Genomic DNA, 23,827 nt, shown 5'->3' with positions numbered 1-23,827 from the left:
CCGTCCGGTACGCGGCGGGCCCGCGCTCAGCGTCCGGCGGCCGAGCGCATCCTCTTGTACGAATCCACGGGATCGCTGCCGTTCAGGTAGTGCCAGGGGGATTCCGTGACACGGCCCTCGGTCGCCGCGAAGGCCTCCCGGGCCGCCTCCGGCTCCTCGTTCAGCGAGAAGGCCATGGCGAAGGAGTTGAGCACGTTGACACCGGGCCCCTCGGGGTCGAAGTCGGGGTGCCGGTAGGAGTGGTCGGCGGCCTCGTTCAAGGAGGCCGTCACCTCGGGGCGCACGATGTACGCGTCGTCCGCGCCGCCTTCGAGCCGGAGCCACTGCTCGATATGCGCGTCGGCGACCAGTCCGCCGAACCAGGTCCCGGCGGGGGCCTTGAAGGCCGATGTCCGCGCGAACTCGTGCATGGCCTCGTGGGAGCCGCCCCACTTCTCGCACACCTGCTGCATATGGGAGATGTGCACGCCGAAGTGGTGCGGATCGCGCCGGATCGCCGCCTGGAACCGGCGGTGGGCCACGGCCTGCCCCACCTGGAGTCCGCGGCCGGTGGTCAGCAGGCCGTGCCAGGGCGCGACCCAGTCCGGTGCGCGCTCCGCCGCCTCGAAGAGCCACTCCTCGCCGGTACGCAGCCGCTCGTGGAAGGTCTGGAACTGCTCGCGCGACACATGCTTGGCCCAGGCTCCGGTGCGGGCCTCCCAGCCCCAGCTGATCTGGCGGAAGCCGCCGATGAGCCGGGGCAGTGCCGCATCGGGCTCGGCCTCGATGACCTTCGGGATCCACCGCTCGACGCCCGGAGTTTCGGCGACGGCCCAGATCATCAGGGCCCGTCCGTCGTTTTTCTCGGCCCGGCCCAGGACCATCTGCTGTACGAGGTCCCAGTCGGCGGCGGCCGCGGCTTCGCGCACCACCGGCAGCTCGGGATCGTCGTAGTCCTCGACCAGCCGCGCGGGCGCCCGGCCCGTCAGTCTCCCCAGCGTCCGGCCCATGGCCCGGAGCACCGCCATGCTTCCCCACCCCTTGTCGTACGCGATCGACGGAGCGGTCGTCGATCACGCCCCCTCGTGGAGGTAGTGACTATCACGATTGTCCGACCATCACCCACTTCAATTGCCGGTGATCGCCGCCCGGCGGCACCACGAGCCCGGCACGGGCCGTCCTTATACCGGGCATACGGAACTCTGCGCCCCTTCTCACCGCGCCCTCAGATCCTTCTCAGACTCCGCGGGGACAGTCGGTGACATGAGCGACCAGTACCGTGACGACGCCCCGCACTCCGTACCTCCGCCGCCTCCGTACGCCCCCTGGCCCCCGCGACCGCAGCAGGAGCCGCTGTCCGAGCCCGGGTCGCGGGCGCGCGCCCGGAAGAAGGCGCGCGGGTCCATCGCCCTGCTGGTCGCCGTCGCCATCGGGGCGGCGACCGTCGGCGGGGCCGCCTCCACCGTGCTGGGGCAGCTCACGGACGACCGGGCGGGCCGGTCCTCCGCAGGTGTCCTGGGGACCAATGTCTCCGCGAACCGGTCGGCCGGGAGCGTCGCCGACGTCGTGGAGGCGGTCGCCCCCAGCACCGTGGAAATCCGCGCCGCCCAGGGCACCGGGCAGTCCACCGGATCCGGCGTGATCATCTCCTCGGACGGGGAGATCATCACCAACAACCATGTGCTCGCCGGGGCGAAGACCGTCCAGGTCCGGCTCAGCGGCGGCAAGACCGCGACCGCGGATGTCGTCGGGACCGCCCCCGACAAGGACCTCGCCCTGATCAAACTGCGCGGCGCGAGCGGGCTCAAGGCGGCGCAGCTCGGGGACTCCGGCACTCTGCGGGTCGGCGACCAGGTCGTCGCCATCGGCTCCCCCGAGGGGCTGACCGGGACGGTGACCAGCGGCATCGTGTCCGCGGTCGACCGGGACGTCACCGTTCCCCAGGGGTCCGACCAGCCCCGGCAGCCGGACCGGAACTGGCCCTTCGAATTCGGCGGGCAGCAGTTCAACGGGGGCGCGGGCGAGTCCACGACCACGTACAAGGCGATCCAGACCGACGCGCCCCTCAACCCCGGCAACTCCGGCGGGGCGCTGATCGACATGCAGGGCCGGATCATCGGCATCAACTCGGCCATGTACGCGCCGAGCAACGGCAACGGGGCGGCCGCCGGGAGCGTGGGCCTCGGCTTCGCGATCCCCGTCGACACCGTGAAGAGCACGCTGGACGACCTGCGCGCGGGCGCGGGCAGCGGCACCGGTGCCGGTGTCTAGAACGGCCGGGGACGGGGACGGCCCGCCCGGCACCTGGTCCGTGCCCGGCCCCCGCGACGCCGACGCCCTCTTCGGGGGCGGGCCGTGCGAGGCTGGCGGTATGACCGAGAGCCGCGACCAGAACCCGTACGCCGACCGTGTACTGATCGTCGACGACGAGCCCGCCGTACGCGACGCCCTCAAGCGCAGCCTCGCCTTCGAGGGGTACGACACCGAGGTCGCCGTGGACGGGCTCGACGCGCTCGGCAAGGCCGAGACGTACGCCCCCGATCTGATCGTGCTGGACATCCAGATGCCCCGGATGGACGGGCTGACCGCGGCCCGCCGGATCCGGGCCGGCGGCTCCACCGTCCCGATCCTGATGCTGACCGCCCGGGACACCGTCGGCGACCGCGTCACCGGACTCGACGCGGGCGCCGACGACTACCTGGTCAAGCCGTTCGAGCTGGACGAGCTGTTCGCCCGGATCCGGGCCCTGCTGCGCCGCAGCGCCTACACCGTTCCCGTACCGCTGGACTATGCGCTCGACGAGCCCGGGGACGTGCTGGAGTTCGGCGATCTGTCGATGAACCTCAGCACCCGCGAGGTGTACCGCGGCGACCGTCCCGTCGAGCTGACCCGTACCGAATTCACCCTGCTGGAACTGCTGCTGACCCATCCCCGGCAGGTCCTCACCCGCGAGCAGATCCTCAAGGCGGTCTGGGGCTTCGACTTCGAGCCCAGCTCCAATTCACTCGACGTGTACGTGATGTACCTGCGCCGCAAGACGGAGGCGGGCGGGGAGCCGCGGATCGTGCACACCGTACGCGGAGTGGGCTATGTGCTGCGGCCCGCCGGGGGCGAGGGGTGACCCACCGCCCCGGGACCGCACAGCACCCCGCCCCGCCCCCGATGCCCGCCCGGCCGCCCCGCGGACCCCGCGGGCTCCCCGGCCTGGTCCACCGCTACCGCAGGCTGCCGCTGCGCTCCCGGCTGGCCCTGCTGGTCGCCGTGGCCGTCGCCGCCGCCGTCGCCGCGGTCGCCGTGGTGTCGTGGGCGCTGACCCGCAGCCAGCTCAACGCCGAGATGGACCGGTCGCTGGAGAACACCCGGGCGCCCAAGCAGGTCGTCCTGGACGCACTGGAGAAGTGCGCGGGCGGCGGCAGCGGGATCGTCGTCGACGCGAAGGCGCCCGAGTCGTTCGCGTACACGCAGATGGTCACGGCGGAAGGCCGGCGGTGCGTCGCGCCGTACAGCCGGCCGGTGAAGGTCACCCCGCTGGACATCGCCGTCGCCGACGGCCGGTCCGAAAGCGCCCTGCACAACAGTGTCACGGACAGCGGGCAGCAGGTGCGGGTGCACACCACCCTCCTGCAGACGCCGAACGGGGACATCGCGGTCTCCGTGTCCCGGCCCCTCGACGAGATCAGCACCTCCCTCAACCGGCTGGCGCTGATGCTCAGCCTGCTCGCGGGCGTCGGGGTGCTGGGCGCGGGCGCGGCCGGGCTCTGGGTGGCGCGGGCCGGGCTCCAGCCCGTCGACCGGCTCACGGACGCGGTCGAACACGTCGCGCGTACGGAGGATCTGACCGTACGGATCCCCGCCGACGGCGACGACGAGATCGCCCGGCTCTCCCGCTCCTTCAACGCGATGACCGAGGCGCTGGCGTCGTCCCGGGACCGGCAGGCCCGGCTGATCGCCGACGCGGGCCATGAACTGCGCACCCCCCTGACCTCCCTGCGGACCAATATCGACCTGCTGGCGCGCAGCGAACGCACCGGCCGGGCGATCCCGCCCGCCGACCGGCAGGCGCTGCTGGCCAGTGTGCAGGCGCAGATGGCGGAGCTGGCGGCGCTGATCGGGGACCTCCAGGAGCTGTCGCGGCCGGACGGGCCGCAGGACGGCGACGGGCCGCTGAAGGTGGTCGCGCTCCACGAGATCGCGGGCACCGCACTGGGCCGGGCCCGGCTGCGCGGTCCGGAGCTGGTCTTCACCGACGACCTCGCGCCCTGGTACGTACGGGCGGATCCGGCCGCGCTGGAACGGGCGCTGGTCAACGTCATGGACAACGCGGTGAAGTTCTCCCCGCCGGGCGGGACGGTCGAGGTGCGGCTGCGCGGCGGCGAACTGACCGTGCGCGACCACGGGCCCGGGATCCCGGCGGAGGAACTCCCGCATGTGTTCGACCGCTTCTGGCGCTCCCCGTCGGCGCGGGCGCTGCCGGGTTCGGGGCTGGGCCTGTCGATCGTGGCCCGGACGGTACGGGCGGCGGGCGGGGACGTCCGGCTGGAACCGGCGCCGGGCGGCGGCACGATCGCGGTGCTGCGCCTGCCGGGCGCGACGGCCCCGCCGCCGGGGACACCGGGCGCGGGCTGAGACGGCGGGCGGACACCCGTCGAACCGGGGCTCGGACGACGGGCGGACACCCGTCGGGCGGGGGCTCGGACGGCGGGGACGGGTGTACGGGGCGCGGGTCCCGGCCCGGGACACCGGGACGGGACCGCCCCGGACCCGCCGTCGTAACAAGAGCCGTCCGGGTACGCGCGGAGGGGGCGGCGGGCCTCTCCGGCCCGCCGCCCCCTCACCTCATGCGCTGTCGCCTACTTCACGACCGTGATCCGGCCCGTCGCCGGCGGCACCAGCGGCGAAGCCGCGCTGGAGTTCGCGGCCAGGTGGCCGATGAACACATCCAGGTCCGACGCGCCGACCAGCTTGTTCTTGTGCTCCTTCAGCACGGCGAAGCCGTCGCCGCCGCCCGAGAGGAACTCGTTCATCGCGACCCGGTAGGTCTTCGCCGGGTCGATCGGCTCGCCGTTCAGCTTCACCGAGTCCGTGACGATCCGGTCCGCGCCGGTCTTCGTCAGGTCGAGGGTGTACGTGAAGCCCTTCGACACCTGGAGGATCTTCGGTGCCGCCTGGTTGGAGCCGCTGACCTGCTGGCGCAGGGCCGTCAGCAGCTGCGCGCCGGTCAGGTCGACCACGTTCATCATGTTGGTGAACGGCTGGACGGTGAACGCCTCGCCGTAGGTCACGACCCCGTCGCCCTCGGCGCCGGACGCCTGGTGGACCAGGGGGGCCCGGATCCCGCCCGGGTTCATCAGGGCCAGCTGCGCGCCGCCCTTGTCGGCCGGGGCGAGCGCGGCGAGCTGGGCGTCGGCGATCAGATTGCCCAGCGGGCGCTCCTCCGCCACCGGGTTGTCGATGTCCGCGGCGATATGGCCGACGGGACGGTTCGCTATCGGACCGGCCAGGGCGTTCCAGCGGTCGATGAGCGCGGTGATGTCCGGAGCCTTCGGCACATCACGGGTGACGACGTGGTTGGTGGCGCCGACCGCGGTACGGACGATGTCCTTGGTGCGCCGGTCGTAGGTGAGGGTGGTCTCGGTGAACAGCCGTCCCGCGGAGGACGCCGAGGTGACCGTGCGCGGCTTGCCCGCCGGGTCCGGGATGGTGCAGGCGTACGCCTGGTGGGTATGGCCGGTGACCAGCGCGTCGACCTGCGGGCTGACGTTCTTGGCGATATCGACGATCGGTCCGGAGATACCGTCGCCGGGGCCGGGGCTGTCGCAGTTGTAGTTGTACGAGGAGGAGGCCGGGAAACCGCCCTCGTGCAGCAGCGCGACGATCGACTTGACGCCCTTGCGCTCCAGGATCTTCGCGTACTTGTTGATCGACTCGATCTCGTCGTTGAACTTCAGGCCCTTGATGCCCTCGGCGTTGACGATGTCGGGGGTGCCTTCGAGGGTCACCCCGATGAAGCCGATCTTGACGCCGTTGCGCTCCCAGACGAAGTAGGGGTCCAGCAGCGGCCGGCCCGACTTCTCGTGGGTGACGTTGGCGGTCAGATAGGGGAAGTCGGCGCCCTGGAACTTCTTGCCCGGCTCGAAACAGCCCGCGGTGGGGTGGCAGCCGCCGTTCTGGATCCGGCCCAGCTCCTTGGCGCCCTCGTCGAACTCGTGGTTGCCGACGGAGGAGACGTCCAGACCGAGCTTGTTCAGCGCCTCGATGGACGGCTCGTCGTGGAAGAGCCCGGAGAGCATCGGGGTGGCGCCGATCAGATCGCCCGCGGCGGCGGTGACCGTGTACCGCTTGCCCTTGCGGGCCTCGCGCAGATGCGTGGCCAGATACTCGGCGCCGCCCGCGTCGATGGTGCGGGTGGTGCCGTCGGGGTTGGTGTGGGTGACCCGGCCGCCGGAGCCCGACGGGGGCTGGAGATTGCCGTGGAAATCGTTGAAGGAGAGCAACTGCACGTCGACCGTGCGGCCGTGGCCGTGGCCCTTGCCGCCCCGCTCCGCCCGGTCCTGCTCATGGGCGCCCGCCGTGCCCGGCAGAGCGGCCAGCAGGGCACCGACGGTGGTCAGTCCGGCGACGGCCCCGAGCAGCCGCCGGTTCCGGCGGGTGCGGTGCGCACGGTTCGGTCTGCTGAGGGCACCCCGGCCCTCCGGCCCCTCGGGGCTCGTTCCCTGCGGAATGGCTGACATCGTTCCCTGAATTCCCCTCGGTCGGCGCGACTGCGGCGAAGGCTGCCCCGGCAGCCTAGGGTCAACGCGCGTAGCGCGAACAGAGGGGCGAGGGTCACAACTCGGCCATCGTGATCCCGCTATCAACCCTCGGTACCCCTTCTGTGGTCATTTCCACCGATGACCAGTCGGCAGCACCAGCAAGGAGCGCGCGCATGACGGTGACCGGAGTGGCAAGGGGTACGGGCGGGCAGCGGGCAGGATCCCGGCGGAGGGCGGCCCGGACGGGCGCGGTCGCCCTGATCGCGGGCGCCGTGGCGGCCGGCGCGCTCACCGCCCCGGCCCGGGCAGGGGACCGGACCACGGCCGCGGACGGCCGCAAGGCCCGGCACGCGGCCACCCAGCAGGCGATCGAAGCCTTCGTGGCGACCGGGACTCCCGGTGCCACCGTCACCGCCACCGACGGGAACGGCGTCTGGCGGAGCGCGGCGGGCATCGGCGATCTGAAGACCGGCAAGAAGCGGGGGGCCAACGACCTCTTCCGGGTCGCGTCCATCACCAAAACCTTCGTGGCCACCGTCCTCCTCCAGCTGGAGGAGGAGGGGAAGCTGAGCCTCGACGACACGGTCGAGAAGTGGCTGCCCGGCCTGGTCCGCGGCAACGGCAACGACGGCCGCAAGATCACCGTACGCCAGCTCCTCAACCACACCAGCGGCATCTTCAACTACACCTCGGACCCCGACTACGCGAAGAAGTACCTCCACGAGGGCTACCTGGAGAACCGCTACGAGAACGTGCCGCCGGAGTACCACGTCAAGGTGGCCCTGGCGCACCGGCCGGACTTCGCGCCCGGAACCGGCTTCACGTACTCCAATACCGGATACGTCCTCGCGGGCATGATCATCGAGAAGGTGAGCGGGCGGACGTACGAACACGAGGTGCACAAGCGGATCATCAAACCGCTGAAGCTGCGCTCCACTTCCAACCCCGGCGACACCGTCGAACTGCCCCAGCCCAGCAGCCGCGCCTACTCCAAGCTGACCCAGACCCCGGAGGACCCGGCCGCGAAGATCCACGACGTCACCGAGATCCACGGCTCCCAGGGCTGGGCGGACGGCGACATCACCTCCAGCGCGGCCGACCTCAACCGCTTCTACAGCGCCCTGCTGCGCGGAAAGCTGCTCTCCCCGAAGCAGCTGACGGCGATGAAGACGACCACGACCGCGTCCAACGGGTGGTACGGGCTCGGGCTCTACAAGACCGCGCTGAGCTGCACCACCGTCTGGGGCCACGGTGGCGGCGCGGCCGGCAGCCTCTCCGAGGCGGCGACCAGCGAGGACGGCCGCCACCAGCTCGCCTTCAACATCAACGGCGACTGGGCGGCGAACTACGACCAGTTCATCGCCGTACTCGAAGCGGAGTACTGCGGGAAGAAGCCCGGGACCGCGAAGACGGCCAAGACGGCCAAAACGGTGAAGACCGCACCCGACGGGCCCGTCTCCGCCCGTACCACCATCGCGAACAGGGGCTGACCCGCATGCCGAAGACTCCGGGCATATCCGCGCAGGACACGCACCCCGCCCACCGCACCCACCGCAGCATCATCCCGCGCCGCCCGGCCCGCCCCACCGGGCGCGACCGGGACACGGCCCGGCGCCATCGTCTCCGTACCACCACGATCGCCCTGGTCAGCGGCGCCCTGGCGGCCACCGCCTTCGCCGCGCCCGCCCGTGCCCAGGACGGCCCGGCGGACCGCGGACACCACCGCGCCACCCAGCAGGCGCTGGACGCCGTCGTCGCGGGCGGACTGCCCGGGATCACCGCCGCCGCCACCGACCGGCACGGGCTGTGGCAGGGCGCCTCCGGGATCGGCGACCGGCGGACCAAGGCCCCCCGCGGGGTGAACGACCGCTTCCGGATCGCCAGCATCACCAAGACGTTCGTCGCCACCGTCCTGCTCCAGATGGAGACGGAGGGCAAGCTGAGCCTCGACGACACCGTCGAGAAATGGCTGCCCGGAGCCGTCCGCGGCAACGGCAACGACGGCAGCAAGATCACCGTACGCCAGCTCCTCAACCACACCAGCGGTATCTACGACTTCCTCGAAGACCCCGCCTACACCGCCAAGTACACCTCCGTCTCGGGCTTCCTCAAGCACCGCTACGAGTACCGCAGCCCCTGGGTCGCGGTCGTCGCCGCGATGCGCAACGCCCCCACGTCCCCGCCCGGCACCCGGCAGCAGTACTCCAACACCAACTACGTACTGGCGGGGCTGATCCTCCAGCAGGCGGGCGGCCGGTCCTACGAGACGGAGGTACGGAAGCGGATCATCGAACCGCTGAAGCTGCGCGCCACCACCGTCCCCGGCAACAGCAGCCGGATGCCGGGGCCCGGCAGCCGCGCCTACTCGAAATTCTCGATCGACCCGGCGGCGACGAAGGTCTACGACGTCACCTTCCAGAACGCCTCGCAGAGCTGGGCCGAGGGCGACATGATCTCCAGCGCGGCCGACCTCAACCGCTTCTACAGCGCCCTGCTGGGCGGGAAGCTGCTGCGGCCGGAGCAGTTGAAGGCGATGAAGACCGTGGTGCCGGACCCGGACGATCCGTCCGCGTCCACGGGGTACGGGCTCGGTCTGGAGGCCTTCAACACGAGCTGCGGGAAGCGGCTCTGGGGGCACACCGGAGGCTGGTTCGGGTCCCTGTCGGTGGCGGTGACCACGGAGGACGGCAGCCACCAGCTCGCGTACAACACCAACGGGGACTGGCGGGGCGACGAACTGGGTCTGGCCATGGAGGCGGAGTACTGCGGTACGGCACCGGCGGCCGCATCCGGCCGGGCCGGGGCCGGCGTCCTCGGCGCGGAGCGGAAGATCCGGACGGGCTTCTGACGGCGGGCGGCGCGGGAGCCGGGCACCGATCCGGACGAGCGCCGCCCGGCTGTCCGGGCCCGGGATCCGTACGGGCAGTGCGGCCGTACGGATCCCGGGCCCGGACCTGCACCCGCCCCCGGCCCGCCCGCCGTGCCCGGGGCCGACCGGCCGAGCAGCGGCGTCCGGGCGTCGTCGAGCCCGGCCCCGCCGTACCGCACCGGCCCCGCCGTAGGCTTCCCCCATGACGACAGACGCAGTCACCCCGGAGTCCGGACGGCGGATCGAGACCTTCGACGCCCTCACCCCCGACGGGGCCGAAGCCGTCCTCGCCCTGCTCGACGCGGCCGCGGCGGCCGACGGGACGCAGGCCGTCTCCGAGCAGGGACGGCTCCAACTGCGCGGCGGCAAGCGGGAGGGCGTCCGGCATCTGCTGCTCACCTTCGGCGGCGAGCTGGTCGGCTACGCCCAGCTCGAAGACACCGATCCGGTCGAGGCGCCCGCCGCCGAACTCGTCGTCCACCCCTCCCACCGGGGCCGCGGCCACGGCCGGGCGCTCGGCAGCGCACTGCTCGCCGCCTCCGGCAAGCGGCTGCGGGTCTGGGCGCACGGCGGCAAGTCCGCGGCCCGCCATCTGGCGCAGGTCCTCGGACTGACGCTCTTCCGCGAACTGCGGCAGATGCGCCGCCCGCTGGCCTCCCCCGGCACCGCGGGCGAGGTGCCCGCGGATCTGCCGGAGCCGGTCCTGCCGGCCGGGGTCACCGTCCGCACCTTCGTCCCGGGCCGGGACGACGCGGCCTGGCTGGCGGTGAACGCCGCCGCCTTCGCCCACCACCCCGAGCAGGGTGCGCTCACCCAGCGCGACCTGGACGACCGGAAGAACGAGCCCTGGTTCGACCCGCGTGGTTTCTTCCTCGCCGAACGCGGCGGCGAGGTGATCGGCTTCCACTGGACGAAGGTGCACGCCGCGGAGCAGCTCGGCGAGGTGTACGTGGTCGGGGTACGGCCCGATGCGCAGGGCGGCGGCCTCGGCCGCGTCCTCACCGCGATCGGGCTGCGGCATCTGGCCGCGGAGGGCCTCCCGACGGCGATGCTGTACGTCGACGCCGACAACACGGCGGCGGTACGGGTCTACGAGCGGCTCGGCTTCAGCACCCACGAGGTGGACCTGATGTACCGCACGGAGTCGTAGGACCGCCCTCCGGCCGGCCGGGGGGTCGCGGGCGCCCGCACCGTGCCGCGCGGCTCTCCGACCGGCCGGGGGCCGCGCCCGGACCGTGCCGCGCCCGCCGCGGGTCGGCCGGTATACGGGCGGCCGCGGACCGTAGGCACCCGCACCCCCTGCGTATCGCCCCGTCCCCGCCCCGTCCTCACCCGAACGGAGGAACACCCGGGAACACCCGGCCGGCGCCGGGTCCGCGCCGCGCCGTACCGTCCGGCCTGCGATTCCGGGACGTCATGTCCCCGTTACCGGCCATTCAGACGGCGCTGGGACCCTCACCCAATGCAGCCAGCCGTACCCGGCCCCGTACCCGAGCCCGAGCCGGATCGCGTACCGCACCGGGTACGGATCATCACACCCCCCTCCGACGCGCCCATCACCCGTCTGACGCGGAAGAATGGGTTCATGAGTCAGCAGCCTGCCGAGGCATCGGTCCAGCACCCGCAGCCGTCCGTCGGTTCCATAGCCGCCCACCGGCCCCACACCGTGGCCGCCACGGTGTCCGATCTGGAACCCGATCTCGACGCGGACCTCGACGCGTACGAGGAGGAGCACCCGGGCAACGGCACCGAGCTGCCCGCGGGCCGCTTCCTCGACCGGGAGCGCAGTTGGCTCGCCTTCAACGAACGGGTGCTGGAGCTGGCCGAGGACCCGGCGACCCCCCTGCTGGAGCGGGCGAACTTCCTCGCCATCTTCGCCTCCAACCTGGACGAGTTCTTCATGGTCCGGGTCGCCGGACTGAAGCGCCGCATCGCCACCGGGGTCGCGACCCGCTCCGCGTCCGGCCTCCAGCCGCGCGAGGTTCTGGACCTGATCTGGAACCGCTCGCGCGAGCTGATGGCCCGGCACGCCGCCTGCTTCCAGCAGGACGTGTCCCCGGCACTGGCCGAGGAGAGCATCCACCTCATCCGCTGGCCGGATCTGACCGAGAAGGAGCAGGCGGGACTCTTCACCCTGTTCCGGCAGCGGATCTTCCCCGTGCTGACCCCGCTGGCCGTGGACCCCGCGCACCCCTTCCCGTACATCTCCGGACTCTCCCTCAATCTCGCCGTCGTGGTGCGCAATCCGGTCAGCGGCCACCGCCACTTCGCCCGGGTCAAGGTCCCGCCGCTGCTCAACCGCTTCCTGGAGGCGTCCCCGCAGCGGTACGTGCCGCTGGAGGACGTGATAGCGGCCCATCTGGAGGAGCTGTTCCCCGGCATGGAGGTGCTCGCGCACCATATGTTCCGGGTCACCCGCAACGAGGACCTCGAAGTCGAGGAGGACGACGCCGAGAACCTGCTCCAGGCCCTGGAGAAGGAGCTGATGCGGCGGCGCTTCGGACCGCCGGTACGGCTGGAGGTCGAGGAGTCCATCGACCCGTACGTCCTCGATCTCCTGGTCCGCGAACTGAAGATCACCGACGCCGAGGTGTACCCGCTGCCCGGTCCGCTGGACCTGACCGGCCTGTTCGGGATCGCCGCGCTGGACCGGCCCGAGCTGAAGTACCCCAAGTTCATCGCGGGCACCCATCGCGATCTGGCCGAGGTCGAATCGGCGTCCGCGCCCGATATCTTCATGGCGCTGCGCGAACGGGACGTCCTGCTGCACCACCCGTACGACAGCTTCTCCACCTCCGTCCAGGCCTTCCTGGAGCAGGCCGCGGCCGACCCGGACGTCCTCGCCATCAAGCAGACGCTGTACCGCACCTCCGGCGACTCGCCGATAGTGGACGCGCTGATCGACGCCGCCGAATCCGGCAAGCAGGTCCTGGTCCTGGTCGAGATCAAAGCCCGCTTCGACGAGCAGGCCAACATCAAATGGGCGCGGAAGCTGGAGGAGTCGGGCTGCCATGTCGTCTACGGCCTCGTCGGGCTCAAGACGCACTGCAAGCTGTCGCTGGTGGTCCGCCAGGAGGGCGAGACCCTCCGCCGCTACTCGCACGTCGGCACCGGCAACTACCACCCCAAGACCGCCCGGCTCTACGAGGACCTCGGGCTGCTGACCGCCGACCCGCAGGTCGGCGCGGACCTCTCCGACCTCTTCAACCGGCTCTCCGGCTACTCCCGCCGGGAGACCTACCGCAGGCTGCTGGTCGCCCCCAAGTCGCTCCGCGACGGACTGGTCTCGCGGATCAACAAGGAGGCGGCGCACCATCGCGCCGGACGTCCGGCATATGTACGCATCAAGGTCAACTCGCTGGTCGACGAGGCCATCATCGACGCCTGCTACCGGGCGGCGATGGCGGGCGTACCGGTCGATATCTGGGTCCGCGGCATCTGCGCCGTCCGGCCGGGCGTCCCCGGGCTCTCGGAGAACATCCGGGTCCGGTCCGTCCTCGGCCGCTTCCTGGAACACTCCCGGGTCTTCGCCTTCGGCAACGGCGGCGAACCCGAAGTGTGGCTGGGCAGCGCCGATATGATGCACCGCAACCTCGACCGCCGTATCGAGGCGCTGGTCCGGGTCACGGACCCGGCCCACCGCGCCGCCCTCACCCGCCTCCTGGAGACGGGTATGTCCGACACCATCTCCTCCTGGCACCTGGGACCCGACGGCTCCTGGACCCGGCACGCGACGGACGCCGACGGCCAGCCGCTGCGGAACGTGCAGGAGATGCTCATCGACGCGCGGAGGCGCCGGCGTGCACAACCCTGACCCGACGGCGACGGCACCACCCCCGCCCCTGCCGGTCCCGGCCCTCGCCCGCCGCCGCCCGCCGGGGACCGCGGGGGCGGAGCCCGGCGCGGCACCACTGCGGGCCACGGCGACCGGCCCGGCCCGGGGACACACCCCCGACCGGCAGCCTCCGGCCGGGACCCCGGAAACCGACACCGCGGTACGGCCCGGATCCCCGGCCGGCCTGCGATCACCCGCGCCCCCGCAGGGCAGGCCCGGCCCGCTGCCGACAGCGCCCGTGCCCGGATCCCCCGCCGGCCCGCAACCGCCCGCGCCCCCGCCGAACGCGGCCGCTGCACAACAACCCGCGCCCGGTCTCCCACCGGGCACGGGCGGCGGGGAATCGCCCCTGCCCGCGATCCAGCAGGGCGGGCCCGGCCCCGGCGACCGGCCGCACCCGGCCGCGGGCCCCGCGCAGGCCTGCCCGCAGCCGGCCCCGGCCGGACCCGCGGCGCTCGCGGGCGAGGCCGTCGCCGGCTATCTGCACGACCACGCCGCCGACTTCCTCCGGAGCCTGAAACTGCACGGCGAGAGCGGCGCCGACACCGCCGCCGCCGACCGGGCCGCGCGCGCCCTGCGACGGTCCGCCCGGCGGATCGGCGGCACGCTCCACACCTTCCGGCCGCTGCTGGACCCGGACTGGGCGGACGGGCTCCGCACCGAACTGGACTGGCTCTCCACCACCCTGGCGCAGGAACACGCCTGCACCTCCCGGCTCACCCTGCTGCTCGACGCCCTGGCCCGGCTCTCGGGCGCCGCCCCCGTACCGCACCAGACCACCGGTGCCACCGCGACCGCCACCGTCGCCGGGCCGCTCCCGGCGGGCGCCGCCCGGGCCGGAGCCCTGCTGGAGCGCCAGCTCACGCTCGCCCGGACCCGGGCGCACTCCGCCGCGCTCGGCGCCCTCGGCTCGGCCCGGTTCCACGCACTCGCCGACGCCGTCACCCTCCTCTCCTCCGATCTGCCGCTGCGCCCGCTCGCCGCCAGCCGCGCCGACGCCGTCCTGCCGCCCGTCGCCGCCGACGCCGAACGCCGGCTCCTGGAAGGCGCCGCGGCCCTCCCGCTGGGCCGCGCCGGGCATCCGTACAACGCGGACGCCCTGGTGCACGGGCTGGGCCCGGCGCCCGGCGAGGAGGCCCAGGACGCCCCCTGGCACCGGGTCCGCCGACTGCTGCGGCTCCACCGCTACGCCCTGGAAGTGCTGGAGCCCCTGCGCCCCGGCGGCACCCCGCCCGCCCTCACCCGCGCGGGCCTGCTGCTCGACCGCCACCGGGACGCCGCCGAAGCGGCCGAGGCCGCGGCCGCCGCCGCCCGTACCCCCCGGATCGCCCCGGCCACCGCCTACGCCCTGGGCATCCTCCACGCCGACCAGCGCCACGAGGTCGAAGCCGCGCGCTTCGCCTTCCAGGAGGTCTGGCCCGGCTCCCTCGCGGTCCGGACGCGCACCCCGTGACCGGCCCCGCCGCCCCCGGCCCCCCGAACCCGGGTCCCGCCCCGGGCCCCGTGCTGGCCGCGGGCTGTGTCCTGTGGCGCGCGGTGCCGGGCGCCACGGACCCCGACGGTGTGGAGATCTGTCTCGTACACCGTCCGAAGTACGACGACTGGTCCCATCCGAAGGGGAAGCTCAAACACGGCGAAGAGGCGTACGCGGGCGCACTGCGGGAGACGCTGGAGGAGACCGGTATGGAGTGCGCGCCGGGGGCGCCGCTGCCGACGGTCCGCTATCTCGCCGACGGGCGCCCCAAGGAGGTCCGCTACTGGGCCGCCGAGGCCACCGGAGGCGCCTTCGTGCCCAATGACGAGGTGGACCGGCTGGTCTGGCTGCCGCCCGCCGCCGCCCGGGTCCGGCTCAGCCAGGAGAGGGACCGGGAACTGGTCACGGCCCTGCTGGCCGCCCTGCGCCGCTGACCCGCCCCGCGGCGGTGCCGAACAGGCACGACACACCGGCCGAACCCGGCGCCGCCCGGCGCGGGTCCGGGGGCGAGAACGCGCCCCGGTGGCCCGAACGCGTACCACCCGTACGGGTAACGGCCCCCACGGCGCCCCCGTTCGCGCGCTAGGTTGCGCACCGTGGGGCGACCGGCGGTCACCGTCCGTCGCCCCGCCCGGACCCCCCGTACGCCGACCAGCCCCCGTGAACCCGTGCGTCTCCCCCACCCCGTAACAGCACTTCTCCCGCCCCCCGCCCCGCGCCGGGCCCCCGCCCCGGCCGCTGCCACCCAGCCGCCCGGCACGGTTCACCTGCCGTTCACCCACCCCCTCGGGTCACTTCACCTGTTCTGCCTAATTTCGGCCTTACGTGGTGACCGGCACCCGGCCGGCTCCCCCCACCCCCGACCCACGCCGCCCAGCGTCCCGGCATCCGCCGGCGGGCCCGGCGGCTTCTGGAAGGAACACCCGAAAGTGAAGCTTCAGCGCAAGAACGGGCTTCGCGCCACCGCACTCGGCGCCCTTGCCGTCACCGGGGCCCTGGTCCTCACGGCGTGTGGTTCGGACGACAACACGAGCGGCAACGGCACCGGCGCCGGCAAGGCGACCACCGCGTCGAACATCTCGTGCGAAGGCGCCAAGGGCAAGCTCCTGGCGTCCGGTTCCAGCGCGCAGAAGAACGCCATGGACCTGTGGGTCAAGAACTACATGGCCGCCTGCTCCGGCGTGGAGATCAACTACAAGTCGTCCTCGTCCGGTGAGGGCATCGTCGCCTTCAACCAGGGCACGGTCGGCTTCGCGGGCTCCGACTCGGCGCTGAAGCCCGAAGAGGTCGCCGAATCGAAGAAGATCTGCAAGAACGGCCAGGGCATCAACCTCCCGATGGTCGGCGGCCCGATCGCGATCGGCTACAACCTCTCCGGTGTCGACGATCTGACGCTGGACGCCCCGACCATCGCCAAGATCTTCAACAACAAGATCACCAAGTGGAACGACCCGGCGATCGCCAAGCTCAACGAGGGCAAGTCCCTGCCGGACAAGGCGATCCAGGCCTTCCACCGCTCCGAGGACTCCGGGACCACCCAGAACCTCGGCAAGTACCTGGGCGCCACCGCCAAGGCCGACTGGCCGTACGAGGCCGAGAAGAAGTGGCCCGCCCCCGGCGGCCAGGCCGCCTCCGGCTCCTCCGGTGTCGCGGCCCAGGTCAAGCAGGTCGACGGCGCGATCGGCTACTTCGAGCTGTCGTACGCCACCTCGCAGTCCATCCCCACCGTCTCCATCGACACCGGTGCCGCCGCCCCGGTGAAGGCCACCTCGGAGAACGCTTCCAAGGCCATCGCCGCCGCCAAGGTCAAGGGCACCGGCAAGGACCTGGCGCTGGAGCTGGACTACGCCACCAAGGCCGAGGGCGCCTACCCGATCGTCCTGGTGACCTACGAGGTCGTCTGCGACAGCGGCAACAAGTCCGACACTCTGAGCACGGTCAAGTCCTTCCTCACCTACACGGCGAGCGAAGAGGGCCAGAAGGTCCTCTCGGACGCCGGCTACGCCCCGATCCCCGCCGAGATCAACGCCAAGGTCCGCGAGACGGTCGCCGGCCTGAACTGACGCCGACGGAGCGCGGCGGCCCGCACCGGGCGCGGACGGACCCCGTCCACCCCGCCCCCGGCCGGGCCGCCGCCCCGGCCGCCGGGAACCGCCCGGTGCGCCCCGCGACCCCCGTGCCCCGCGGCCCCGCCCCCGGTCCGGCCCGGAACCCTCTGCTTCGTCCCGTATCCGTCCGCCCATCCGGTGCACCGCCGCCAGGGGAGCCACCCCTCCCCCACACAGACCGGAAAGACCATGGTTTCCACGACACCCATAGAACCGATGGACTCCCCGCCCCCCGGACCCGCCGGGGCGGTCACCGGCGCACTCGCCGCCAAGAGCGCCGGCACCGGCCGCGCCGGCGACAAGGTGTTCCTCGCCCTGTCCCGCGGCTCCGGCATCTTCCTGCTGGTGCTGATGGCGTCGATCGCCGTCTTCCTCACCTATCGCGCGGCGATCGCCCTCTCGGAGAACGAGGGGAACTTCCTCACCACCTTCGACTGGAACCCGGCGGGCAATCCGCCGGTCTTCGGCATCGCGGTCCTCCTCTTCGGTACGGTCGTCAGCTCGGTCATCGCCATGGCGATCGCCGTCCCGGTCGCCGTCGGTATCGCGCTGTTCATCTCGCACTACGCGCCCCGCAAGCTCGCCGGGCCGATCGCGTACGTGGTCGATCTGCTGGCCGCCGTGCCGTCGATCATCTACGGCATCTGGGGCGCGCTCTTCCTGGTCCCTTATCTGGAGGGCCTCAACCTCTGGCTGGACCACTTCTTCTCCTGGACGTACGTCTTCGAGAAGACCCAGATCGGCGTGGCCCGTTCGCTGTTCACCGTGGGCATCCTGCTGGCGATCATGATTCTGCCGATCGTGACCAGCGTGAGCCGGGAGGTCTTCCTCCAGGTCCCCAAGGCGCACGAGGAAGCGGCGCTCGCCCTCGGGGCCACCCGCTGGGAGGTGATCCGGATGTCGGTGCTGCCGTTCGGCCGCTCCGGGGTGATCTCGGCGTCGATGCTGGGCCTCGGCCGTGCCCTGGGCGAGACGATGGCCGTCGCGACCGTGCTCTCCCCGAGCTTCCTGATCTCCGGGCATCTGCTCAATCCGGGCGGCGGCACCTTCGCCCAGAACATCGCCGCCAAATTCGACGAGGCCAACGAGCTGGGCCGGGACGCGCTGATCGCCTCCGGTCTGGTGCTGTTCGTCCTCACCCTGCTGGTGAACGGCGGCGCCCGCATGATCATCGCCCGCCGCAAGGAGTACTCGGGGGCCAACGCATGAGCCACACAGCGACCAAGGACAGCATCCCGGCGCCGGCGTCCGCGCCCGCCACCGCCCGGCTCACCGGCCGCTCCCTGCCCCGCTGGGCACCCGCGGGCTTCGCCGCCGCGGGCATCGCCCTGGGCTGCGGACTCGGCGCCGCCGCGGGGTGGCACAGCAAGGTCCAGTGGGCGCTGCTGTCGGCCCTCTTCTTCATGGTGATCTCGTACGCGGTCACCTCGGCCGTCGAGAACCACCGGCAGGCCCGGGACCGGGTGGCCACCAGCATCGTCTGGGTCTGCTTCGTCCTCGCCGTGATCCCGCTGCTCTCGCTGATCTGGGTGACCGTCAGCCGGGGTATCAAGGTCCTCGACGGCTACTTCCTCACCCACTCCATGGCCGGGGTCCCCGGCTTCGAGGCGGGCGGCGGCGTCTACCACGCCATCGTCGGCACCCTCCAGCAGGTCGGCCTCGCCGCCCTGATCTCGGTGCCGGTCGGCCTGCTGACCGCGATCTACCTGGTCGAGTACGGCCGGGGGGCGCTGGCCAAGGCGGTGACGTTCTTCGTCGACGTCATGACCGGCATCCCGTCGATCGTCGCGGGCCTGTTCCTGCTCTCCATCATGCTGATGTTCGAGCTGCAGCCATCCGGTCTGATGGGCGCGCTGGCGCTGGCGATCCTGATGCTCCCGGTCGTGGTCCGGTCCACGGAGGAGATGCTCAAGCTCGTACCGAACGAGCTGCGCGAGGCATCCCTGGCGCTCGGCGTGCCGAAGTGGCGCACGATCCTGAAGGTCGTCGTCCCGACCGCGCTCGGCGGCATCACGACCGGTGTGATGCTGGCCGTCGCCCGGATCGCCGGCGAGACCGCGCCGATCATGCTGCTGGTCTTCGGGAGCCAGCTCATCAACACCAACCCGTTCGAAGGCGCCCAGTCCTCGCTCCCCTTCTACATCTGGGAGCAGTACCGGGTCGGCAGCGAGGCGTCGTACGACCGCGCCTGGGCCGCCGCCCTGGTCCTGATCGCCTTCGTCATGCTCCTCAATCTGGTGGCCCGCGGCATCGCCCGCTGGAAGGCCCCGAAGACCGGCCGCTGACCGCGGCGACTGGGAAGTGAAGTGAACTCATGGCCAAGCGAATCGACATCAGCGGACTGACCGCCTACTACGGGAGCCACAAGGCCATCGAGGACATCTCGATGACCGTGGAACCCCGTTCGGTGACGGCCTTCATCGGCCCCTCCGGCTGCGGCAAGTCCACCTTCCTGCGGACCCTGAACCGGATGCACGAGGTGACCCCGGGCGGCCGGGTCGAGGGCAAGGTGATGCTGGACGACGAGAATCTGTACGGATCCTCCGTCGACCCCGTCGCCGTACGCCGTACGGTCGGCATGGTCTTCCAGCGCCCCAATCCGTTCCCCACCATGTCGATCTTCGACAATGTGGCGGCGGGGCTGCGGCTCAACGGCTCGTACAAGAAGAACGAGCTGAACGAGGTCGTCGAGAAGTCGCTGCGCGGCGCGAACCTCTGGAACGAGGTCAAGGACCGGCTGAACAAGCCCGGCTCGGGTCTCTCCGGCGGTCAGCAGCAGCGGCTCTGCATCGCCCGCGCGATCGCCGTGGCACCGGACGTCCTGCTGATGGACGAGCCCTGCTCGGCGCTCGACCCGATCTCCACCCTCGCCATCGAGGATCTGATCGGTGAGCTGAAGGAGCGTTTCACCATCGTCATCGTCACGCACAACATGCAGCAGGCGGCCCGGGTCTCGGACCGTACCGCCTTCTTCAATCTGTCGGCGGTGGGCCAGCCGGGCAAGCTTGTGGAGATCGACGACACCGAGCGGATCTTCTCCAACCCGTCCGTCCAGGCGACGGAGGACTACATCTCCGGCCGCTTCGGCTGAGCCGGCCGTCTGCTGTACGGCGCGGTGCGCGTGCGCGCGCCGCGCCGACCCGAACCGTCCTGCGGTGCTGCCTGGCGGTGCCACCGCACGACGAAGGGCCCGCCCCTCCACTTCCCGGGGGCGGGCCCGCGCTCTTTCCTGTGGGGCGGGGTCAGCGCCCGCCGGCGTCGCGTCCGACCAACTGGGTCAGCAGCTCGACGATCCGGGCCTGGTGCTGGTCGATCTTCTGCTCCAGACCACCGAATCGGTTCTCAAGCCCACCGAAACGGGTGTCCAGGCCGTCGAATCGGTTCTCAAGCCCGCCGAGACGGCCGTCCATCCCGTCCAGGCGGGCCTCCACACCCTCAAGACGGGTATCCATCCCGCCCAGACGGGCCTCCACACCCTCAAGACGGGTATCCATCCCGCCCAGACGGGCCTCCACACCCTCAAGACGGGTATCCATCCCGTCGAATCGGGTACTGACTCTGGCGAATCCATCACGGACCTCGCGACGGAGCGCGGCCTGCCCCTCGATAACGGCCGCGAAGTTGCCGTTCGTCTGGACCTGGAGCGACTCCACACGGTCCTCGACGGCCTCGACGCGGCGCGTCAGCGCGTCGATTTCGCCCTGGGTGATGGGATCCTCGGGCACAAGCCCTCCTGCACGATCATGGAATAAAGCGGTCATCGCACCCCTCACGATAGCGCTTTCACCACCCCCGGGACCGGCCTTCCGGGAACCCGGGCCCGCCGTCAGGCGAAGGCCAGCCAGATCACGCCATAGCCCGCGGCGGCGACCGCCGCGGCGGCCGGCATGGTGATGAACCAGCCCAGGACGATGTTCTTGGCGACACCCCAGCGGACCGCGTTGACCCGCTTCGTCGCACCCACGCCCATGATCGCCGAGGTGATGACATGGGTGGTGGAGATCGGCGCGTGGAAGAGGAACGCCGAGCCGAACATGATCGACGCGCCGGTGGTCTCGGCGGCGAAGCCCTGCGGCGGATCCAGTTCGATGATCTTGCGGCCGAGGGTGCGCATGATGCGCCAGCCGCCCGCGTACGTCCCCAGGGAGAGCATCACCGCACAGGCGATCCGCACCCAGACCGGAATCTCGTCCCCGGACTGCTGGACATCCGCGATCACCAGGGCCATCACCACGATGCCCATCGTCTTCTGGGCGTCCTGGAGGCCGTGTCCCAGTGCCATCGCCGCCGCGGAGACGGTCTGCGCGATCCGGAAGCCGCGGCGCGCCTTGTTGGGGTTGGCCCGGCGGAAGATCCACATGATGGCGACCATCACCAGATAGCCCGCGATCAGACCGACGAACGGGGAGACGAACATCGGGATGATGATCTTCTCCAGGACCCCGGACCAGATGACCTCCGTACCGCCCGCCAGCGCCGCGCCGACCATACCGCCGAAGAGGGCGTGCGAGGACGAAGAGGGCAGGCCGAAGTACCAGGTGACGAGGTTCCAGACGATCGCGCCGAGCAGGGCGGCGAAGAGGATGCTCATCCCCCTGCCGCCGGACGGCGGGGTCTCGATGATCCCCTCGCTGACCGTCTTGGCGACGCTCTGGCCGAGGAAGGCGCCCGCGAGGTTCATCAGGGCGGCCATGACGAGCGCGACCCGCGGGGTGAGGGCCCGGGTGGAGACGGAGGTCGCGATGGCGTTCGCGGAGTCGTGGAAGCCGTTGGTGTAGGTGAATCCGAGCGCGACACCGATGGTCACGATCAGCGCGAAGGTGTCCACGGAGGTTCAGGACTCCTTGACCGCGATGGTCTCCACGGTGTTGGCGACGTGCTCGAAGGCGTCCGCCGCCTCCTCCAGGACGTCGACGATCTGCTTGAGCTTCAGCACCTCGATGGCGTCGTACTTGCCGTTGAAGAGGGTGGCCAGCAGCTTGCGGTGGATCTGGTCGGCCTGGTTCTCCAGGCGGTTGACCTCGATCCAGTACTCGGTGAGGTTGTCCATGGTCCGCAGGTGCGGCATCGCCTCCGCGGTCAGCTCCGCGGCCCGGGCCAGCACTTCGATCTGCTGCTCGACGCCCTTGGGCAGCTCTTCGACCTGGTAGAGGACGACGAGGTCGACGGCCTCCTCCATGAAGTCCATGATGTCGTCGAGGGAGGAGGCCAGGGCATAGATGTCCTGCCGGTCGAACGGTGTGATGAACGAGGAGTTGAGCTGGTGGAAGATGGCATGGGTGGCGTCGTCACCCGCGTGTTCCGCGGCCCGCATCCGCTCCGCGATCTCGCTCCGCGACGATGCGTCGGCCCCGAGCAGTTCCATGAGGAGCTTGGAGCCCGTGACGATGTTGTCCGCGGAAGCCGCGAACATGTCGTAGAAGCTCGTCTCCCTGGGGGTCAGACGAAATCGCACGTGGGGTCCCTGGGGTGCTTTGGATTCGGACAGGCTGATGCTAGGCGCATTCATCCGGCCACGGCCAACCGGTGTTCCTCAGTGTCGCCGATGGGCGCCCGGATCAGCAGGGGCCCGTCCGGCGCAGGCTCCGGAGCCCCCGTGGTCCCGGCGGCCACAACGGCCACGGCGGCCTCGGCCGGGACCGGCGGCCGGACGCCCGCACGGGCTGCCGGGCACCCCCCGGGGGCCCGTACCGGGTCCCCTCCCCGGGGGCCGGGGCGACTTTCCCCCGCCGGCGGGCCCCAGCCGGTACCATATACCCACGAGGGGTATACGAACCCCGATCTGAACGGCGTATCCGTACAGAGCAGTACACGCGGTATCACTCCGCGTATCCACGACAACGGGAGGACCCGATGACGACCACCGAGGCGGCCGGCCCCCCGGTCACCGCGCCCTCCGCCGCCGAAGCGCCGGTCACCGACCACGACCACGGCACCCACGGCTACCACAAGCAGAAGGACGAGCACCTCAAGCGCCTGCGCCGGATCGAGGGCCAGATCCGGGGCCTTCAGCGCATGGTCGACGAGGACGTCTACTGCATCGACATACTCACCCAGGTCTCGGCATCGACGAAGGCGCTCCAGTCCTTCGCGCTCCAGCTGCTGGAGGAGCATCTGCGGCACTGCGTCGCCGACGCGGCGGTCAAGGGCGGCGCCGAGGTCGACGCCAAGGTCGAAGAGGCGACGAAGGCGATCGCGCGGATGATGCGCACCTGACCGGACGACCGGCCGGGCCTTCCGTGAAAAGCGCCGATGGGCAGGAGCGTGTGGCGTTCCTGCCCATCGGCGTATCCGTGCGGCCGTGCCACCGCGCACCCGGGGATGCGTTCATCCACGGGTCCGCCCGGCCGGTTGCGCCGGACCCCACCGTTTCGCGCCCTTGCTCCCGCGGCGCGCACCGCGCGCCGCCGCCCCGGACGGCTCTCCGTCGTTCCGGGTGTTCCGTCGTTCGGAGAGTCCCGTTGGTTCCGGGGTTTCCCGTTGGTTCCGGGGTTTCCCGTTGGTTCCGGGGTTTCCCGTTGGTTCCGGGTCGTTGTGCCGTGCCGAGCCGGCCGTGTCGTCCCCGGCCGGGCGGCCCATGACCGCCCGGCCGGCCGGTCCGCTGTCAGTCCTGCCGCGCGAGCGCCGAACGCTCCGCCGCGACCTTCAGCACCTCGTCGATACGGGCCGGGCTCAGCCGCTCCCCGTCCGCGGCGGACGCCGCGATGATCAACTCGCCACACAGTTCGATCTCGGCGAGGGCCACGTGGTCCTGGACCAACGTCGTACTGGGCGGAGCCACGTGCGTTCACCTCTTCCTCCGGTGTCGGC

Annotated in this window: 20 protein-coding genes; 14 read left to right on the top strand and 6 right to left on the bottom strand. The window is 71.6% G+C overall.

The features are described from left to right. Positions 1–26 precede the first annotated feature (26 nt). Positions 27–1,007, bottom strand: coding sequence for a hypothetical protein (locus ACIQ9E_RS11040; protein ID WP_403705319.1), 981 nt, complete (start codon positions 1,005–1,007; stop codon positions 27–29). Positions 1,008–1,242: 235 nt separating this feature from the next. Between ACIQ9E_RS11040 and ACIQ9E_RS11035 the strand changes: the two genes are divergently transcribed. The 3 genes from ACIQ9E_RS11035 to ACIQ9E_RS11025 all read left to right on the top strand — a co-directional run bounded on the left by ACIQ9E_RS11035 (position 1,243) and on the right by ACIQ9E_RS11025 (position 4,605). Continuing rightward, positions 1,243–2,250 (top strand): S1C family serine protease, encoded by a 1,008-nt coding sequence (locus ACIQ9E_RS11035; RefSeq protein ID WP_403705316.1) that lies wholly within the window; start codon positions 1,243–1,245, stop codon positions 2,248–2,250. Positions 2,251–2,350: 100 nt separating this feature from the next. Further along, on the top strand, positions 2,351–3,100 hold the full coding sequence (locus ACIQ9E_RS11030; protein WP_403705313.1) for a response regulator transcription factor: 750 nt from the start codon (positions 2,351–2,353) through the stop codon (positions 3,098–3,100). Positions 3,101–3,141: 41 nt separating this feature from the next. After that, positions 3,142–4,605, top strand: coding sequence for a sensor histidine kinase (locus tag ACIQ9E_RS11025; RefSeq protein ID WP_403706207.1), 1,464 nt, complete (start codon positions 3,142–3,144; stop codon positions 4,603–4,605). A gap of 224 nt (positions 4,606–4,829) precedes the next feature. Here the strand turns inward: ACIQ9E_RS11025 and ACIQ9E_RS11020 are convergent, their stop codons facing one another. Next, entirely contained in the window at positions 4,830–6,710 is a 1,881-nt protein-coding gene (locus ACIQ9E_RS11020; protein ID WP_403705310.1) for a bifunctional metallophosphatase/5'-nucleotidase, read from the bottom strand. Positions 6,711–6,904: 194 nt separating this feature from the next. Here ACIQ9E_RS11020 and ACIQ9E_RS11015 point away from each other — a divergent pair, with 194 nt between their 5' ends. The 10 genes from ACIQ9E_RS11015 to pstB all read left to right on the top strand — a co-directional run bounded on the left by ACIQ9E_RS11015 (position 6,905) and on the right by pstB (position 20,108). Beyond that, positions 6,905–8,221: a serine hydrolase domain-containing protein gene (locus ACIQ9E_RS11015; protein ID WP_403705307.1), complete on the top strand. Its 1,317-nt coding sequence runs from the start codon at positions 6,905–6,907 to the stop codon at positions 8,219–8,221. A 5-nt stretch (positions 8,222–8,226) separates the two neighbouring features. Further along, positions 8,227–9,579 carry a serine hydrolase domain-containing protein gene (locus ACIQ9E_RS11010; protein WP_403705304.1) on the top strand — a complete coding sequence of 451 codons (1,353 nt, stop codon included), beginning with the start codon at positions 8,227–8,229 and terminating at the stop codon, positions 9,577–9,579. Between the two features lie 223 nt (positions 9,580–9,802). Then, positions 9,803–10,750, top strand: a complete 948-nt coding sequence (gene mshD, locus ACIQ9E_RS11005) for a mycothiol synthase (RefSeq protein WP_403705301.1) — start codon at positions 9,803–9,805, stop codon at positions 10,748–10,750. 435 nt (positions 10,751–11,185) lie between these two features. Beyond that, positions 11,186–13,414, top strand: a complete 2,229-nt coding sequence (locus ACIQ9E_RS11000; RefSeq protein WP_403705298.1) for an RNA degradosome polyphosphate kinase — start codon at positions 11,186–11,188, stop codon at positions 13,412–13,414. Between the two features lie 379 nt (positions 13,415–13,793). After that, a complete protein-coding gene (locus ACIQ9E_RS10995) occupies positions 13,794–14,888 on the top strand; it encodes a CHAD domain-containing protein (RefSeq protein WP_403706205.1) in 1,095 nt (364 codons plus the stop codon). Further along, positions 14,885–15,343 carry an NUDIX hydrolase gene (locus ACIQ9E_RS10990; protein ID WP_403705296.1) on the top strand — a complete coding sequence of 153 codons (459 nt, stop codon included), beginning with the start codon at positions 14,885–14,887 and terminating at the stop codon, positions 15,341–15,343. The genes ACIQ9E_RS10995 and ACIQ9E_RS10990 overlap by 4 nt, the downstream gene beginning before the upstream one ends. A 495-nt stretch (positions 15,344–15,838) precedes the next feature. Then, positions 15,839–16,972: a phosphate ABC transporter substrate-binding protein PstS gene (gene pstS, locus ACIQ9E_RS10985; RefSeq protein WP_403705293.1), complete on the top strand. Its 1,134-nt coding sequence runs from the start codon at positions 15,839–15,841 to the stop codon at positions 16,970–16,972. A 234-nt stretch (positions 16,973–17,206) separates the two neighbouring features. Further along, positions 17,207–18,226 carry a phosphate ABC transporter permease subunit PstC gene (gene pstC / locus ACIQ9E_RS10980; RefSeq protein ID WP_403705290.1) on the top strand — a complete coding sequence of 340 codons (1,020 nt, stop codon included), beginning with the start codon at positions 17,207–17,209 and terminating at the stop codon, positions 18,224–18,226. Further along, complete coding sequence (pstA, locus tag ACIQ9E_RS10975) at positions 18,223–19,302, top strand: phosphate ABC transporter permease PstA (protein ID WP_403705287.1); 1,080 nt, start codon at positions 18,223–18,225, stop codon at positions 19,300–19,302. The genes pstC and pstA overlap by 4 nt, the downstream gene beginning before the upstream one ends. 29 nt (positions 19,303–19,331) lie before the next feature. Next, positions 19,332–20,108 (top strand): phosphate ABC transporter ATP-binding protein PstB, encoded by a 777-nt coding sequence (pstB, locus tag ACIQ9E_RS10970; protein WP_006348317.1) that lies wholly within the window; start codon positions 19,332–19,334, stop codon positions 20,106–20,108. A gap of 151 nt (positions 20,109–20,259) precedes the next feature. On the opposite strand, the gene ACIQ9E_RS10965 is transcribed toward pstB, so the two are convergent. The 3 genes from ACIQ9E_RS10965 to ACIQ9E_RS10955 form a co-directional block, all read right to left on the bottom strand. Next, on the bottom strand, positions 20,260–20,742 hold the full coding sequence (locus tag ACIQ9E_RS10965; protein ID WP_403705284.1) for a hypothetical protein: 483 nt from the start codon (positions 20,740–20,742) through the stop codon (positions 20,260–20,262). A 101-nt stretch (positions 20,743–20,843) separates the two neighbouring features. Further along, positions 20,844–21,845: an inorganic phosphate transporter gene (locus ACIQ9E_RS10960; RefSeq protein WP_366256326.1), complete on the bottom strand. Its 1,002-nt coding sequence runs from the start codon at positions 21,843–21,845 to the stop codon at positions 20,844–20,846. Positions 21,846–21,851: 6 nt separating this feature from the next. Continuing rightward, positions 21,852–22,472, bottom strand: coding sequence for a DUF47 domain-containing protein (locus ACIQ9E_RS10955; RefSeq protein ID WP_006348314.1), 621 nt, complete (start codon positions 22,470–22,472; stop codon positions 21,852–21,854). 398 nt (positions 22,473–22,870) lie between these two features. Between ACIQ9E_RS10955 and ACIQ9E_RS10950 the strand changes: the two genes are divergently transcribed. Beyond that, entirely contained in the window at positions 22,871–23,233 is a 363-nt protein-coding gene (locus tag ACIQ9E_RS10950) for a metal-sensitive transcriptional regulator (RefSeq protein WP_146480964.1), read from the top strand. Positions 23,234–23,621: 388 nt separating this feature from the next. On the opposite strand, the gene ACIQ9E_RS10945 is transcribed toward ACIQ9E_RS10950, so the two are convergent. Further along, complete coding sequence (locus ACIQ9E_RS10945) at positions 23,622–23,798, bottom strand: hypothetical protein (RefSeq protein ID WP_358823217.1); 177 nt, start codon at positions 23,796–23,798, stop codon at positions 23,622–23,624. Positions 23,799–23,827: the final 29 nt, after the last annotated feature.

It is taken from the genome of Streptomyces sp. NPDC094448, assembly GCF_044763775.1.
In the GTDB taxonomy this organism is placed as follows: domain Bacteria; phylum Actinomycetota; class Actinomycetes; order Streptomycetales; family Streptomycetaceae; genus Streptomyces.
Note: the sequence above shows the minus strand (reverse complement) of the source record. Positions and strands in the feature narration are given on the sequence as shown.

Coding starts and splice junctions, on each gene's coding strand:
- ACIQ9E_RS11020 (WP_403705310.1), bottom strand. CDS start 6,710: ATGTCAGCCATTCCGCAGGGAACGAGCCCCGAGGGGCCGGAGGGCCGG.
- mshD (WP_403705301.1), top strand. CDS start 9,803: ATGACGACAGACGCAGTCACCCCGGAGTCCGGACGGCGGATCGAGACC.
- ACIQ9E_RS11000 (WP_403705298.1), top strand. CDS start 11,186: ATGAGTCAGCAGCCTGCCGAGGCATCGGTCCAGCACCCGCAGCCGTCC.
- ACIQ9E_RS11035 (WP_403705316.1), top strand. CDS start 1,243: ATGAGCGACCAGTACCGTGACGACGCCCCGCACTCCGTACCTCCGCCG.
- ACIQ9E_RS11030 (WP_403705313.1), top strand. CDS start 2,351: ATGACCGAGAGCCGCGACCAGAACCCGTACGCCGACCGTGTACTGATC.
- ACIQ9E_RS11040 (WP_403705319.1), bottom strand. CDS start 1,007: ATGGCGGTGCTCCGGGCCATGGGCCGGACGCTGGGGAGACTGACGGGC.
- pstC (WP_403705290.1), top strand. CDS start 17,207: ATGGTTTCCACGACACCCATAGAACCGATGGACTCCCCGCCCCCCGGA.
- ACIQ9E_RS11015 (WP_403705307.1), top strand. CDS start 6,905: ATGACGGTGACCGGAGTGGCAAGGGGTACGGGCGGGCAGCGGGCAGGA.
- ACIQ9E_RS11010 (WP_403705304.1), top strand. CDS start 8,227: ATGCCGAAGACTCCGGGCATATCCGCGCAGGACACGCACCCCGCCCAC.
- pstB (WP_006348317.1), top strand. CDS start 19,332: ATGGCCAAGCGAATCGACATCAGCGGACTGACCGCCTACTACGGGAGC.
- ACIQ9E_RS10950 (WP_146480964.1), top strand. CDS start 22,871: ATGACGACCACCGAGGCGGCCGGCCCCCCGGTCACCGCGCCCTCCGCC.
- pstA (WP_403705287.1), top strand. CDS start 18,223: ATGAGCCACACAGCGACCAAGGACAGCATCCCGGCGCCGGCGTCCGCG.
- ACIQ9E_RS11025 (WP_403706207.1), top strand. CDS start 3,142: ATGCCCGCCCGGCCGCCCCGCGGACCCCGCGGGCTCCCCGGCCTGGTC.